The sequence below is a fragment of the Shewanella marina JCM 15074 genome (assembly GCF_000614975.1).
Classification (GTDB): Bacteria; Pseudomonadota; Gammaproteobacteria; order Enterobacterales; family Shewanellaceae; genus Shewanella; species Shewanella marina.
In genome coordinates this window covers 95670-111932 of sequence record NZ_BALM01000013.1, presented here as the reverse complement: position 1 = coordinate 111932, position 16263 = coordinate 95670, and the positions used below count along the sequence as shown (strand labels likewise).

General features: G+C 41.4%; 11 protein-coding genes and 1 pseudogene. 2 read left to right on the top strand and 10 right to left on the bottom strand.

What is annotated here, in order from left to right; genetic code table 11:
- Window positions 1-54: 54 nt before the first annotated feature.
- Complete coding sequence (locus tag JCM15074_RS11575; RefSeq protein WP_025821352.1) at window positions 55-759, bottom strand: oxidative stress defense protein; 705 nt, start codon at window positions 757-759, stop codon at window positions 55-57.
- 170 nt (window positions 760-929) lie between these two features.
- The gene (pmbA, locus tag JCM15074_RS11570; RefSeq protein WP_025821351.1) at window positions 930-2270 is read right to left on the bottom strand and encodes a metalloprotease PmbA; all 1341 of its coding nucleotides are present in this window, start codon (window positions 2268-2270) and stop codon (window positions 930-932) included.
- 223 nt (window positions 2271-2493) lie between these two features.
- Here pmbA and yjgA point away from each other — a divergent pair, with 223 nt between their 5' ends.
- Both yjgA and JCM15074_RS11560 read left to right on the top strand, forming a co-directional pair.
- On the top strand, window positions 2494-3033 hold the full coding sequence (gene yjgA / locus JCM15074_RS11565; RefSeq protein WP_025821350.1) for a ribosome biogenesis factor YjgA: 540 nt from the start codon (window positions 2494-2496) through the stop codon (window positions 3031-3033).
- Window positions 3034-3181: 148 nt separating this feature from the next.
- On the top strand, window positions 3182-3601 hold the full coding sequence (locus tag JCM15074_RS11560; RefSeq protein WP_025821349.1) for a hypothetical protein: 420 nt from the start codon (window positions 3182-3184) through the stop codon (window positions 3599-3601).
- Here JCM15074_RS11560 and JCM15074_RS11555 read toward each other — a convergent pair.
- From JCM15074_RS11555 to rng, 8 genes and pseudogenes are all read right to left on the bottom strand, one after another.
- Window positions 3591-4733, bottom strand: a complete 1143-nt coding sequence (locus JCM15074_RS11555) for an ABC transporter permease (protein WP_025821348.1) — start codon at window positions 4731-4733, stop codon at window positions 3591-3593. The two genes, JCM15074_RS11560 and JCM15074_RS11555, sit on opposite strands and share 11 nt — an antisense overlap.
- Window positions 4730-5887, bottom strand: a complete 1158-nt coding sequence (locus JCM15074_RS11550) for an ABC transporter permease (protein ID WP_025821347.1) — start codon at window positions 5885-5887, stop codon at window positions 4730-4732. The genes JCM15074_RS11555 and JCM15074_RS11550 overlap by 4 nt, the downstream gene beginning before the upstream one ends.
- Window positions 5888-5899: 12 nt before the next feature.
- Entirely contained in the window at window positions 5900-6871 is a 972-nt protein-coding gene (locus JCM15074_RS11545; protein ID WP_025821346.1) for an HlyD family secretion protein, read from the bottom strand.
- The gene (locus tag JCM15074_RS11540) at window positions 6861-8264 is read right to left on the bottom strand and encodes a TolC family protein (protein ID WP_025821345.1); all 1404 of its coding nucleotides are present in this window, start codon (window positions 8262-8264) and stop codon (window positions 6861-6863) included. The genes JCM15074_RS11545 and JCM15074_RS11540 overlap by 11 nt, the downstream gene beginning before the upstream one ends.
- Window positions 8265-8394: 130 nt before the next feature.
- A complete protein-coding gene (tldD, locus tag JCM15074_RS11535) occupies window positions 8395-9843 on the bottom strand; it encodes a metalloprotease TldD (protein ID WP_025821344.1) in 1449 nt (482 codons plus the stop codon).
- A gap of 43 nt (window positions 9844-9886) precedes the next feature.
- Complete coding sequence (locus tag JCM15074_RS11530) at window positions 9887-10723, bottom strand: carbon-nitrogen hydrolase family protein (protein WP_025821343.1); 837 nt, start codon at window positions 10721-10723, stop codon at window positions 9887-9889.
- Window positions 10647-14731, bottom strand: a pseudogene (locus JCM15074_RS24020) (YhdP family protein). The gene JCM15074_RS11530 and the pseudogene JCM15074_RS24020 overlap by 77 nt, the downstream one beginning before the upstream one ends.
- Entirely contained in the window at window positions 14731-16224 is a 1494-nt protein-coding gene (rng, locus tag JCM15074_RS11520; RefSeq protein WP_037469624.1) for a ribonuclease G, read from the bottom strand. The pseudogene JCM15074_RS24020 and the gene rng overlap by 1 nt, the downstream one beginning before the upstream one ends.
- Window positions 16225-16263: the final 39 nt, after the last annotated feature.

The following is a 16263-nucleotide window of genomic DNA, read 5'->3' as shown; positions in this document are numbered from 1 at the left end:
TTATAAAAAAAATGTGGGCATACACCCACATTTTTCACGATCCCATTAATTTGATTAATCTTTCAGTTTGTAAACCACTTCAACACTATCACGATAAGTCACTTGACCATTCTGATAGCTTTGATCAATACCTCGACTTTCGTCCATTGCCATACTGCGCATCATCACATTACGAACAGGTTGCTGCTCAAAATAGCGAATCTCCCAAACGCCATCAAGTTTCTCGCCAAATCCACGAGCTAACGATTTTGCTTTCTGTTGCGCATCTTTAATCGCTGCCATACGAGCCTGTTTCTTTAACTCAGCCTCTTTGCTTGAACTAAACTCAATATTATTAATCCGATTCATGCCCTTATCTAAGGCTGAATCTAGAATATTATTAAGGTTATCTAGCTGTTTTACTTCGACCTTAACTTCACGTACCGCACGGTAGCCATCTAAAATAGCAGGCTTATCCTTTTGATAACGGTACTGTGGCTGTAATTGAATATTGGCGCTACGAATCGCATCTTGAGCAACACCAGCATGAGTTAGCCGCTGAATAAACGCAGCAACCGCTTTATCAGATGCATCCTTCGCCTTTTTAGCGGATTTATCTTGTACCACAACCGCGACAGAGATTGTTGCTTGATCAGGGGTTGCCACAATCTCACTGACTCCGCGAGTTTCTAAATGCGGAAATGCAATATCATTTGCCATCGCTAAAGGTGCTTGCAGTAATCCAGCTAAACATAAACCGACTAATAATTTCTTTTGCATAACTACTCCGAAAAATGGGTCTGATAATAATCTACTGCATCTATAAACGAGCTAGCAGCTAAAAAGGGTTATTTATTTTCAGTTAAATAATATTCTAGCCATAAAAAAACCGTCATAAAGACGGTTTTTCATTAAATATCAATTAACTATACTAAAATAATAGTCAGTAATTAATTGCCAGCGATCTTCATTTCATCCAGCAACATTGCACCAGTACGAATAGGTGAACGTAAGTCACGCTCATTACTTACCGCCACAATATTACGCAGCATATCTTTTAAATTGCCTGCAATAGTAATTTCTTCAACAGGATGAATTATCACACCATTTTCAACATAGAAGCCTGCAGCACCACGCGAGTAGTCACCTGTCACAGCATTTACGCCCTGACCCATCACTTCCGTCACAATAATACCTGTGCCCATTTGCTTAACAAGCTCATCAAAGCCAACACCTGTATCTGCAATCGTCCAGTTATAAATACCACCAGCATGACCGGTATTTTTCATGGCTAACTTACGCGCGGAATAACTGGTTAACAGGTAAGTCATCAACTCACCATTAGCAATGATATCTCTATCGATTGTGGCAACACCTTCACTATCAAAAGCTGAACTGGCTAAACCACCAATAAGATGTGGTTGCTCTTTAATGTTGAACCACTCAGGGAAAATTTGAGTACCCAAGCTATCTTGTAAAAAACTCGATTGACGATATAGGCTTGAACCACTAATTGCACCAATAAGATGGCCCATTAAACCCGTGGCAATTTCAGGTGACAATAAAACAGGCAGTTTACAGGTTGCAATTTTACTTGCTCCTAAACGACTTACCGTCTTTTGTGCAGCACTCTCACCAATGATACGAGGATCAACTAAATCTTGATAACGACGTGCAACGGTATAATCATAATCACGTTGCATACTGCCGTCAGCCTCACCAATAGCAACACAGCTCACACTGTAGCGAGAACTCGCATACCCTTCTAAGAAGCCGTGGCTATTACCATACACTTTCATACCTGTATGAGCGTTGGCACTGGCACCATCAGAGGCTTTAATCTTATATTGGCTTGATAGTGCAGCATCTTCAGCCTGCACAGCTAATTCAGTTAATGCTTCGGGTGTGGCTTGGTGATAATGGTACAAACCAAGATCAGGAAATTCAGTCGCCATCAGCTCTGCATCAGCTAAGCCACTAAAAGGGTCTTCTGAGGTAAACTTAGCAATATCATCAGCCGCTTTTACTGCTCTGGCAATGGCTTCAGGAGTTAAGTCAGATGTTGATGAGTTACCCTTGGCACCGTTTCTATATACGGTGATACCAAGTGCACCATCTTTATTAAATTCGACGGTTTCAACTTCTTTCATTCGAGTTGATACCGACAAACCAGATTGTTTACTGATCGCAACTTCTGCAGCGCAGGTGCCTAATTTATTTGCCTGCTCAAGTGCTATTGCAACAGCTTGTTTTAATGCTGCTAATTCATCATCAATGCGAGGTGTAGACACAAAAATACTCATCTAGTTGGTCATAATGAGCTAAGCATAACAAACCCTTAGCGCAATCACATTAATATTTAATCAGCTCAGTCAATATGCTCACACAAATCACGAATCTCAGATTATTTGATAAAATAAAAAAGCCACAAAGTACACAATTTACACTCTATAGTAGGTGTTATTAACTGAACAGTGTTATTATAGATAGGTTATTGACTAGAGATTTGTATCCATGAATATTATCGGTGACTCAGAGCACTTTAAACAGCCTTACGACCAAGATGATGATTACATCAGCAGAACTGAATTTAAGCGTGAGAGCGAAGCTTATCAGCTTTTGGGAGACAGATTAGTCGCCTTGAGCAAAAGCCAACTAGCTAAAATTGTGCTTGATGAATTTATCATGGATAGCATTGTTAAAACGAGAAGCATCAAGCCAAAAACTGAAGCTATGCGTCGTCATATGCAATATATTGGCAAATTAATGCGTAACGTTGATTTAGAAGATGTAGAAGCCCAAGTTAACCGTGTATTAAACCGTGGTAACGAAGCTTCAGCACAAAATCATATGTTAGAAAAAGCGAAAGATCGCTTATTAGCAGATGGCGATGCTGCAATTCAAGATCTGCTAGAACAACATCCACAGTTAGAGCGTCAAAAACTGCGTCAATTGATTCGCCAAGCGAATAAAGAGCTAGCAAAAGCACCTGAAGCACCGTCTAAGTCGGCTGCTGAAATTATCAAATACTTACGTGCGGAAACAGTCGCGTAAAATCTGGCTTAGCCAATAAAAAGACTCTTAATGAGTCTTTTTTTATACCTCAAATTTGCAATCCATTTATTCTTTGCTATAGACAGCCTATTTTTTATTCAATATGTTAATATATTGTAAACAACTAAAAATAATAAAAGGAGCTGCTATGCAGAAAAATATCTATTTACTGCCTGCCTTGCTATTTATGGTTAGCTGCAGTCAATACTCACCATTGGTAAGCTCAGCGCAAACTGCCAACAACCAACAAATAAGGCCAAACATCAATCAATTTCGTTTCTCTGGTCAATATCATGAAAGTAATGCCCAAGTCGATATTCTGCTAAACGAAGTTTATCTATTTTCTGGCGTATTTACTTACCCTAGCCCAAGTCACGTTAGCTCAACTAAATATGGTGAATTTAAGATCAGCAGTCGCTGTGATTTTGGATCATTACTTCAAGATAATATGTCGGTAAAGCAACAACTTGCTCATACGAACCTGACTCCAATTCATAATTTTGAGCAAGATGTTTGTACCATCTATATTGATGGATTACCGGTAGAATATTTAATTTTTAATCAATAAGCTGCGGACGTTTATGGCGTGTAAAACCATAACACGCTAAAGCGAAATAAATTGCAAATAACAACCACAAGTGTAACCAAAGTGGCAATATAACCGACCAATCTGCACCTAACTGATTTAACTTCAACATCGCCATAATCGCAGGTATTGCAGGTACAATTTGCGATAGCCACACCAATGGCTCAGGTATTAAACCTATCGGCCACACAAAACCAGAAACAAACAAAATAGGCATGGATGCCAATAATACAACTTGTGTAGGTAGGTCTCGGCGAGTAAATAAACAACTTAATGCTAAGCCACATGCTGCTGTTGCAAGTATAAATGGCAACATCAACAAACCAATCGTTATCGCATTAGCCAACAAGCTCACTTCATACAAGTAATAGCAATAACCCACATAAAAACTGCTAAAAAATAGATAGATAATCGAGAAAGCACAAATACGTCCGCAGACTAATTTAACGGCTCCAACGTCACTCCAATAACCTTGTTTACGCCACTGTCCAGCCCCTAATATGGCACCACCAATCAACAGCGTTTGATGTAAAATCAGTAAGAATAAGCCTGGTACCACATAAGGGGTATAGCCCAAAATCTTATTAAAGACTGGCACACTATTAAGATGAATTGGATCGATAGTTTGCTCTGCTTTTTGACGGCTTTGACCATGTGCTAATAATGACTTCAACTGAATTTGTTGATTAAGATCCATCCCCACCGTTACCAAGCCTTCAATCACATCCGAATAGATCAAGAAATAACTGGCATCACCTGCATAAGCCAAGGTCACACCCTTGCCTGTCAATAGATCTCGCTTAAAGTTGGCTGGGATCACCAATAAACCATGCGCCCTGCTTTCACTAATAAGCTGCTGTGCTGCTGTAATTGAGCCAACTTGTGCTGCTACTAGTAATTTTGGACTGGCATTAGCATGTTCGATTAACTCACGGCTAAGTGATGAGTGATCTAGGTCAACCACCACAATCGGCTGCTTAGTGGGTACCTCATTTAAATAAGGTAATGGATATAAGATTGAGTAAAAAATGACACCGCCAAACAAGGTTAATGCAATCGCTTTGTCGGTCGCTATCGCCTTAATTTCACGAATAATTAATTGCCAGAATGTCATGAGTGACGCTCCACCTCAATAGCTTCTGCTTGGCGCTTGCGAGCCCACTTGGCTAATATAACAATAACAGGGATCAAGACTAAAAAGCCCCAGTAGCTTTCACTCTGACGCAATACCATTTGCCAACTGTCGCCATAACTAATCACACTAATGTGGCTTTCAATATAATGACTTGATGGCATTAACTCTCGCCATAAACGGGCTAATAATGGCATCTCATGAGTTGGGAATGTGACGCCCATATAAGCAAAGGCCGGCGCAAATAATGCGGTACAAAAGCTAACAACTCGAGCGCTGTCTTGAAGCAAGAAGAACACCAGTAATACCATTAACCAAACCGCTAATAACATCACCACTTGCGCCAATACCAATAACCCGAGACTGCCAGCATAAGGCACTCCTTGATATAGGTATAACCATGTCAACATAAAACAGCCTTGCAACAATACCAGCGGCGTATACACAATGACTTTTGCCAACACATTACGCAACAAGTGTGAGTTTAACCATTGTTGATAACCACTTTGTGCCATTTCTCGATTGAGACAATTCGCAAAAATAAGCATTGCCATAATTTGCAATAACGCCACAAAAATAGGCGGAATTAAAAAGCCGACATAATTATTGTTTTGATTAAATAAAGCGGTAATTTGTGTGGTAATCGGCGAACTATTAATATTTGCTTGCGGTACAGGAATCCCCGCTGCTAACTGTTTAAGCCGAGCCAGTTCGAGCAATGCATCAGCCAAACTATGACTAATACTGCTGGAAACTAGCTTGCCAACTAATAGAAATTCACCGTTATAACGAATATCAATTGTGGGTGTATGACCTTGCTTTAAATCTTTACTCAAATCCTGTGGCAAAGTCACCATAGCAAATACTTGAGTATTGCTCATGGCGGCTTCTGCACTTGCATGATCAGCAAATTGAATCGTCTGTGTCGATGCACTGGCATCAATATGACGGGTTAATTGACGACTAATATGGCTATGGTCAAAATCAACCACAGCCACAGGCAATTGCCGCGGAATGCCTGCACTAAAGAGCCACCATAAACTTAAAGCACATAGCAACGGAATATAACTCACTAAAGCTAATAACCAAGGGTCATGCCATAGCGCATTGAGTTCTCGGCGTATTGTCGCTAACATCGTCAGCTCCAATTACAAGGGTAATAATACAGACATACCAACTCGTAATCCTGCAATTGGCTTAACTGGCGTAAGCTCAACTTCAAAAGTACGCATATCAAAATCATGGCCACTCTCAGTCGCACGCCATGTCGCAAAATTTCCCATCACGCTAATATAAGTCACTTTAAAATCAAGTTTCTGATCCAATGCTGGAACCGTAAGCTTAATCACCTCACCCTTTTTAAAACGGTGTAATAGATCTTCGCGTACTTGCAGTACCGCCCAAGCATCGTTCATATCAGTCACACTCACTACGGGGAAACCACTTGGTGCTAATTCACCTTGATGCAATAGCACCTCTGTGACTTCACCGGCAACATTACTGCGCATTTGACTGTCTTTTAAAACCGCAGTAACTTCATTAACCGCACCTTGAGCCATTTGCGCTTTACCTGCTGCAGCAACTTTAGTTTCACTACGCGCACCTTCTTGTGCCATTTGATACATAGCAAAAGCAGCCTGTTGGGTATAATTGGCAGCTTGCCATTGAGTGTAAGCTTCATCGCGCTTTTGTCTTGCTAACACACCACCTTTGTATAGGTTTTCAATACGTTCAAAGGTAGTTTTAGCTAATGCATTGGCCGCTTTTGCTTTCATCCATTGCTCTTTAGCCGCCATAATTTGTTGCTTACGCGCACCAGCATCAGCCTCTTGCTTTAATGCATCAGCGGCTAAGCGACCACCTTCGGCTTGCATTAATTTAGCATCAAGCTCAGGACTGCTAATTGAATAAAGCAGATCGCCTGCGTTAACTTGATCACCACGGCGCACCATAACCTGCTCAATACGGCCTGGTACTTTAGAAGAAATATTGTATTCTCTTGCTTCAATTTGCCCTTGTAGCGTTTCTGCTTTTGGACTGTAGGCAAGCTTAACCCCATAGGCTAATACGATAATTAATACAATTAATGCGGCTGCTGCCAGAATACGATTAGCGCGCATTGGCTTTCTCCTGTTGATGAGTACGACTGATAAATTGTTGTAATTGACCACTTACCGCCATTAATCTGGCATAAGCTTGAATATAACGATACTTAGCGGCTATCTGTTTAGTTTCTACCGCATTAAGTTTAAGTTCGGCATCGACTTGTTCAATTGAAGTCGATAAACCTTGGTTAAAAGCAAGCTCTCGCAAACGCAAATTCTCTTTGGCTAAAGCAAACGAGGTATTCAGTGCATTCACTTCCTCTTGCGCTTGCTGTAATTGACGATAGGTTTGATCTAATAACAAACTTAAATCTTGCTTAGTTTGTGCTTTGGTATAACGCGCTTGCAGTAATGCACTTTTAGCGGCTTCAACTTTATCACCACGGCCAGAATTACTGATTAATGGGACTTTTACACCGACGCCAACCATCCAATCAGGCGCCATTTCAGAAACTAAACTATCATCGCTATAAAGCTTGTAGTTACCATACAAAAACACTTTCGGCAGGTAAGCACTTTTCTCTAAATCAACTAACCCTTGAGCTTGTCTCTCTTTTGATTCAATCAAAGATAAAGCAGGATGAGTGCTCATAGTAAGCTGGGTAATCTGCGGTAATGACGGCGTATTGGTTAACATAAACAGTGGTGAATCAGTATTCACCTGAGATTGATGTAGCATTTTAGCCAAAGCAATTTGTGCCATCTGTTGTTGACGTTGAGCACTGCCATAACTCACGTTGGCATTGGCTAAAGTCACTTCGGCATTTAAGCGTTCAACTTTTGAAATTTGACCTTGTTGCTCTAGCGCTTTGGCATGATCAACATGTTTTTGTAGTGAATTGACCAGTTGTGCTTGAGTATTAACAAAGGCTTCAGTCACTGCCACCGCATAGTAACGATCGACTAAGGTCGTAAATAACTCCCGTTTTGCCAACAACATGGATTGCTGTTTTTCAGTGACTTGCGCTTGTTTAATGCGCTGCGCCGCGGTAATTTTTCCGCCAGTATAGATAGGCCACATCGCCTGTAAACTGGCAGTAAAAATATCTTGCTCACTCATCTGAGTAATAAAACTCGATGCGGGAATTTGCCCAATAATTTGCCCGATAACAGGCCCGATTTGCGGCGGTAGAGTCGCTATATCAAGTGAGGCTAATGGATTTAAGTCTCTTAAATCTAACTCAACAGGATCCGCTAAATGCGTATAACTACCACTAATCGAAAGTGATGGTAAATCTAAAGCCTTAGTCGCCTCAGCCTGTGCTTTAGCACCCTCGACTTGTTGGTTTTCAGCTTTTAGTTTATCGCTAACATGTTGTAATTGCTGCCAAGCTTGGTCAAAGCTCACCACTTCTGCTTGAGCAGTTAATGGTAATAACAACAATAAAATAGGTAATACTGATCGCATGACATCCTCTGAGCTAGAGTTAATACTCTAATTTTAGGCTATTCTATCATCATCAAGCTTTTGCTAACAATAATATATATAATAAAAAACCGCCCATAAAGAGCGGTTCTAATCGTAAAAACAACTATATTTAGGCGGTGCCGCCAACAGTCAAACGATCTAATTTCAAGGTTGGTTGACCCACACCAACAGGCACACTTTGACCATCTTTACCACAAACACCTACCCCTAAATCTAGAGATAAATCATTACCGACCATTGATATTTGGCGCATCGCTTGCGGGCCATTACCAATTAATGTTGCACCTTTAATTGGTTGAGTAATCTCACCCTTCTCAATCAAATACGCTTCAGAGGCTGAGAACACAAATTTACCTGACGTAATATCAACCTGACCACCACCAAAGTTAGGCGCATAAATGCCCTTTTCAACTGATTTGATAATGTCAGCAGGATCGGTTTGACCCGCTTTCATAAAGGTATTGGTCATACGTGGCATAGGTAAGTGTGCATATGACTCACGGCGACCATTACCGGTTGACTTTTCGCCCATCAAACGCGCATTAAGCTTATCTTGCATATAGCCTTTTAAGATACCATCTTCAATAAGTACCGTATGTTGAGTAGGCACACCTTCATCATCAATGGTCAGTGAACCACGGCGATTAGCAATAGTGCCATCGTCAACAACCGTCACGAGCTCAGAGGCTACCTGTTGCCCAATTTTACCGCTGAAAGCACTACTACCTTTACGATTAAAATCACCTTCTAAACCATGACCAACGGCTTCATGTAGTAATACCCCTGGCCACCCAGCACCTAATACCACAGCCATTTCACCCGCAGGAGCATCGATCGCTTGCAAGTTCACAGAGGCTTGACGCACGGCTTCACGAGCAAAGGCAAAACACATAGGTAAACCATGCTCATCGGTATTCATAAATACTTGATAATCATGACGTCCACCACCACCTGCGCCACCACGTTCACGCTTGCCATTTTCTTCAAGAATGACGCTGCAATTAAAACGCACTAGTGGACGAATATCCGCCGCTAAAGTGCCGTCACTTGCAGCAACGAGAATTTCTTCATGCACCCCAGATAAGCTCACGACCACTTGGATAATGCGACTGTCTAATGAACGAATATAAGCATCAGCTTGCTTAAGTAATTCAATCTTACGCACCTCTTCCATGGCAGCAATAGGATCTGCACTATCATATAGTGCCACTGCGCCGCAGCGCTTCCAGCCTTGGACTTGCATCTCTTGGCCCGCATTAGCAATCCCACGCGCAGCTTCTGCTGCTGCAGTTAATGCCGCTGGGGTAATTTCATCTGCGTAAGCGAAACCTGTTTTTTCACCACTGATGGCTCTTACACCCACACCGCGTTCAATGTGGAAGCTACCATCTTTAACGATGCCATCTTCTAAAACCCATGATTCATGGCGACTACCCTGAAAATAGAGATCTGAAAAATCGACACTACGTTGGTGAATTGTCTGTAGGTAACCTTGTAGATCATCTAACGATAAGCCTTGTTGTAATAAGCTATCGCCAACTTGTGTTAAAAATGGCATTAAACCTCTCTCTTAACTGAATTCAGTGTACTGCATCACCACATCACAGTGCTTGCAGAGTGGGTGGAGCAAAACGATTATGAGTTTGCACAGGCATACTATTTCTGACCTTTGCCAACTCAGCTAAATCTAATTGTGTATGGAGCCAACCTAAACCTTCAGGCAAACATGCTTGCACACGTCCCCATGGGTCAACCACCATCGAATGACCATATGTATGTCTATTACCTTGATTATGCTGGCCCCACTGGTCAGCTGCCAAGATAAAACATTGATTTTCTATTGCTCTAGCTTGTAATAATACTTGCCAATGCGCAGCGCCAGTTACTTGCGTAAACGCAGCGGGTAATACAATCACCTCTGCTCCAGCCAAAGTCAGCGCTCTAAAAAGCTCAGGGAACCGTAAATCATAACAAATCGCTAAACCAATTTTAGCCATTGGTGTATCAACAACACAAATATGTGAACCAGGGCAAAAAGTATCACTTTCTCGATATCGCCCAGTGCCGTCTGCTACATCAACATCAAACAAATGCAACTTATCATATTGACCTAATACCTGCCCGTCGGGCGCAAATAAGTAGCTACGACTGTAAATACGACCATCATCGGCTAGAACAGGAATAGTCCCTGCTACCATATATACTTGGTATCGGCATGATAAATCAATAAGTGATTGCTTTAACGGATGATTTTGTTCTGGGGCGGCAGCTGCTATCTGTGCAGTTTCACGGCCGCCTAACAACAAACAACATTCAGGTAATACCACCAAATGAGGTTGCAGCGATTCAAACTTAAGTTGTTTAAGCTGCGACTCGATAAAACTCAGATTGGCATTGATATCTAGGCTGCTTTGACATTGTAGTAAGCTGACATTCATCCTTGTCTCCAAATGGCATAGTAGGCTGTACTTTAGGCAAAGAGTACAACATCGCTGTTGTTACCTGAGCGGGTACAACTTCTTCCACTGTGTTCTTCAATGATTGTGTCGGCTCAACGACTGGAATAGTCTTAGGCTGAGCGCTGTTATCATCGACTGAAGCTGGAACTTTGCGTGGTAAAATTGATTCAGGGATTTCAATCTCTTTACTCTTACGCTCTAACTCTTCAAGTTTAGGATCTGACATCGTCCCTGTCACCCTAAAACGGATCTCAGAAATAACTTCGATAACAGGTTCAAGTACCTTAGTTAACGCAAAAGCGCCTAAACCAAAAGTCCATGCACTGGTACTCAGTAGTACAACCGTTGGTACACTCGATGCTAACTTAGGCACAAAGCTAATATCATAATTTAAACTTTGGCTGGTCAAGTTGGTGTAACCTCTGACTTTCACCTCACCCGCTATCGCATCCATTTTAGTATCTGTGGTTTTCACCACGCCATGATCAATACTGACATTACCATCAAATGAGTCGAAATATAAACCTTGACCAAAAACATCTGAAAAATCTAACGAAAGTTTACGAACCAAAGAATCTAAACTAAACAGCGAAAAAATACGGGCACCTTGATCGCTCACTTGCGTTAAGTGACCTTTACCAAAATCAAAGTCAACTTTGCCATTAAGCTTCTCTAAACCAAACTGGTATGGTGCACCTTGCCACGATAGCTTGGCATTTAAGGCCAATGGTGCCTCTTGCAGACCCGGTGTAATCTCCAATATCTGACTCAAATGAGCAAAATTATCGGCCTTTAATTTAAAGTCTACATTGGTCTTATTTTGAGTAGCATGAGTCCACATGCCTTTGCCTTTCAATTCAACACCATTTTGTTTTAATGATAGGGTTTGAATTTGATAACCTTGATCATTGGGTGTTCCTTGGAAAACAAGATGCCCAAGTTGATATTTATCTATTCTAAAATCATCAACATCAATCGCCAGCGGCGGCAACATCATATCGGCTGAATGCTCAACCTCTGCACTATCATGTTCAAGCTTGGGTAAACTTAAATACATTTTTTGTGCCACAATTTTTAAGCCTTGCTTGAGCCAATTAGGGTAAAAGTCTACAACGCCCACAAATTGCGGTGAATCAACATTTAACTGCCATGATTTACTTTTTGGCTGCAAGCTAAATTTGGCATCATTAAGCTGTTGGTTGCGCAAGAGTAGCTGGCTAACTCGACCATCAATAACCGTCAGTGGCGGCAATATATTCTTGTGATGGTTAGTGGCGTTTGATTCAGGTTTATCGACAGGTTGAGCTTCTGTAAATGCGTGGATCACTGGTAACCAGTCACTTAATTGTGCCTTCGCTAAATCGATCTGAATATGTCCTTGTTGCTGATTAAGTTGATCACCCGGCTTTAATAAACGGCCAATCAACAGATCATAATGATCGATACCACTTTGTTTATTGAAATCAAAGCCACTCCAAAACTCAGCTTTATCCGCTAATGTGATCCCCAGAGAAGCTTGTTTATGATCGCCAATAAATTCCACTTGCAGAGGCATTTTTTGAGTTGCACTCTTTGCCAACGGTGCAGGCAGGTCAATGCTGGTACCAACAAGATCTGAAGCTAAATGACCGCGGATCTGATAGCCAGTCGGATCAAAGATCAATTTTAATTGGCTTTGCCAACTTGTCTTACCGTGATAAAAATCTTGCAAAGGATTATCTAATTCGCTTGAAAGCTGATCGAGTTGCCAATCACCATTGATATTTATATCAACAATATAATCGGGATCGCGACTGGTGGTTTCAAAATTTAACTTGATCGGTTGATCATAAAGTTTGGCTGTAATTCCTTGTCCTTCAACAATATCATTAGTAAAACGGATCTGACCCGTCACTTGCTGTAACTGTAATCCCGCTGACTGACATAAATCGGGTTATTGTTAAATTTAACCTGACCGCGAATATCTTCACTGGCGCCATCATAAAATGGAATGCCAATATCAAGGCTACCTTGCACCGCGCCTTTGACTTGTAAAATTGCCAGTGTTTCACCGACACTATCTCTAAGTGGTGATGCCTGTAATACTGCGGTGGCATCTTGTCCACGAGTGTTAAGATCGGCTTGCACTTTAAGTAAGGTCTTTTCCCCCATATCTGGAATGTAGATATGAGCACCATTAATTGGCACTTGCATTAACTTACCTTGCTTAACCTTTAAATCCATGCGCGTATTTTCAAACAAAGCATGTAGGTTGATATCGGTAATAATCGGCCAATCAGGTTGAAACGAAAATTGGGCTTTCTGTAAATCAAAATCCGCTTGGAAAATACCACTGTGATCTTGATAAGGATAATCCGTTAAATTGCCATGCCATAACACGGTAGCAGTATTGGTATGGCCTTGACGTAGTGCATCAGCCAGATAATCGGCTAAATCGGTTCCCATCGCTTGATGCGGCAGGTAACGCCCAACATGCGCGACATTATGTACCTTCACATTCGCTAACAAGGCTAAACTGGCTTGCTCGGCAAACCCAATTTTTGCCTGAGCATTAATCGCTAAATCTTTATTATTTAATTCTAGTTGCCCAATCTCAAGCTGGTTACGCTCAAAATCCATGCTGAGCTTAATTGGCTCTGCAGTAAAGTTTAATGGCTGGCGGAACTCGCTTGGCATCGACAATTTAAGTGCCTGTTTAGGGCTGGTTAACCATAAATGATTATCACTATAAATAATCTTAGCCGCTAAGCCTGAGATTCCCGGAATCGCTTGAGTTGGATGCCAATCTAACTGCTCAAGTTGGCTACTTATAGCAAGGCTTCCCTTAGCCGGATCATAAAAATGAATTGGGCCAACAATACCTTTAGGCGCGAGTTGCTGCCACCATTTAATAGAGGCTAAGTCTTCCCCTGGAATTAACGGGATCAATGGTGCTAACTGCTGGATATCGATTTGATTGATATAGCCAAAGTAATCTTGATGTCGATTTTTTAAAGCTAAATTAAGTTCTGGCCAAGCCTTACCATTACTGCTGAAATCAAGCTGGTGACTCATGACTTGCCAACCATCGCTTTTAGGTAACCACTCAACAGCGCCACCATTAATCGAGAACTTTTGGGTTTTATTGGCTAATTTCCAACTTAACCAGCTTGGTTCAAATAACAGTAATCCTGACTCAATATGGCGCTCGTTAACACTGACCCATGCATTTAAATTGATAATTCCCTCTAACGCTAATGCTTTTGGGGTATCGTCTATTACAGCTCGATGTGATGCCCATTTACCTAAATCTAATGAGTTGGCATCTACATAAAACTGACCTTTAATGCTATCGGGATGATAACCATCACCATGTAAATCAACACTTAAGCTTACTTTTTGCTCGGCAGATTCATCTTGCGCAAGATAAATCACACCCTGTGCTTGATGTCGTAAATCAAGATTACGCCAAAAAAGATCGCGAATATGAATAGGTGGTAATTCACTATGACGACTATGTAATCGAACAACAGCATCATTAATTGAAAAACGCTGTAACTGCTCTAATAGCAATGCGTAGAGCCAATCAAAGTTACTATTAGCTTGTGAATTAGATTTGAATTGATCTAAATTTAGAGTGAGGTCAACACCAGAGAAACTGACATTTTCAACCACTGCAGAGCCTGAAAACAGAGACTCCCAAAAATCCAGTTTAATCGATGCTTGCTTGATCTTCAGTTCAAACGGCAGATGCGCCTGTTGCGGTAAACTTAGATCGGTAACAGTTAAAGCAGGCCCATAAGCCTGCCATTGTGCTTGCAGTTGCCCAATATCGACTTTTAACTGATATTCAGTCAATAAGTATTGAGCAACTTGTTCCCTTACTTCATCAAGTTGTGGTAACAGACCACGAACTAAGCTAACGGTTAATGCGAATAATACTAAGATTACGGCACAGATTGTCAGCGTAACTCGTTGTAATCTTTGAAACCACGATCCTTGTTGCACTATGCCATTACCACATCATATTTGTCTTGGGCATACATAGGCTCACTTTGCAGGCGAATTCGTTTACCCACTGCAACTTCCATTTCAGCGAGTAAATGACTCTCATCACCAGACAATGCATGATGTACCGCAGGAGAGCAATAAAGTAAGAATGCATCCGCATCATAAGCACGGTTAAGACGACCAATTTCTCTGAAAACATCATAACAGATGGTTTCAACAGTACGCATAAAGCCAGTACCATGACAGCTTGGACACTCAGCACATAACACATTCCCCAAACTTTCACGGGTACGTTTACGTGTCATTTCAACTAAGCCTAAGCCAGAGAAACCACTGATATTGGTTTTAACTCGATCATGTGACAATGCCGCGCTTAATCCCGCTAGAACTCGATTTTTATGATCTTCATGCTGCATATCAATAAAGTCGATAATGATAATACCGCCAAGATTGCGTAATCTTAACTGTCTTGCAATGGCTTGAGTCGCTTCTAAATTGGTATTAAAAATCGTGTCATCTAAATGGCGATGACCAACAAAAGCACCAGTATTAATATCAATAGTAGTCATCGCTTCTGTTTGATCAATAATCAAATAGCCGCCTGACTTGAGCTCAACTTTGCGTTGCAGCGCTTTTTGGATCTCTTTCTCAACATCATATTGGTCAAGAATAGGGACTGATGCGTTATAAAATACAATTTTGTCTGCAATTTCAGGCATAAACTCCGCGGCGAATTGGGTTAATTCACGATGAGTTTCACAAGAATCGACTTGAATACGTTCTAATTGAGTGCCAACAAAATCGCGCACAATACGCACTGGCAACGGTAAATCTTGGTAAAGCAACTGTGGTGATTTACGCTTACGACGTTCCATCACCTTCGCCCAAACTCGGCGTAAAAATGCCGCATCCTGAGCTAATTCATCACTGCCAACACCTTCCGCCGCGGTACGAATAATAAAACCGCCATCGTCATCAACAAATGGCATGGTCACGCCTTTTAAACGAGCGCGCTCTTCTTCTGATTCAATTCGCTGTGATACGCCAATATGACTTGAGCCAGGCATAAACACTAAATAACGTGATGGCAGTGTAATATCTGTCGTTAAACGCGCACCTTTAGTACCAATAGGATCTTTAACCACTTGCACCATAATATCTTGGCCTTGGCGAACCAACTCCGCAATATCACGTACAACAAAGTGTCCCTTTTCCGTGTCAGCAACACATTCAGTGTGTGGCACAATATCCGAAGCATGTAAAAAAGCGGCTTTTTCTAAACCAATATCAACAAACGCTGCCTGCATACCCGGTAAAACACGACTCACTTTACCTTTATAGATATTACCGACTAAGCCAAGCTTCATCCGTCGCTCGATATGGACTTCTTGCAGTACACCGTGTTCAACCAGTGCAACTCGGGCCTCAGTAGAACTGACGTTGATAAGAAGATCAGAGCCTATTTTAGTTTTTACTTTATGTTTGCCCATGGATTGGTACTCACTGTATCTCCAATATGAGGAGATAAA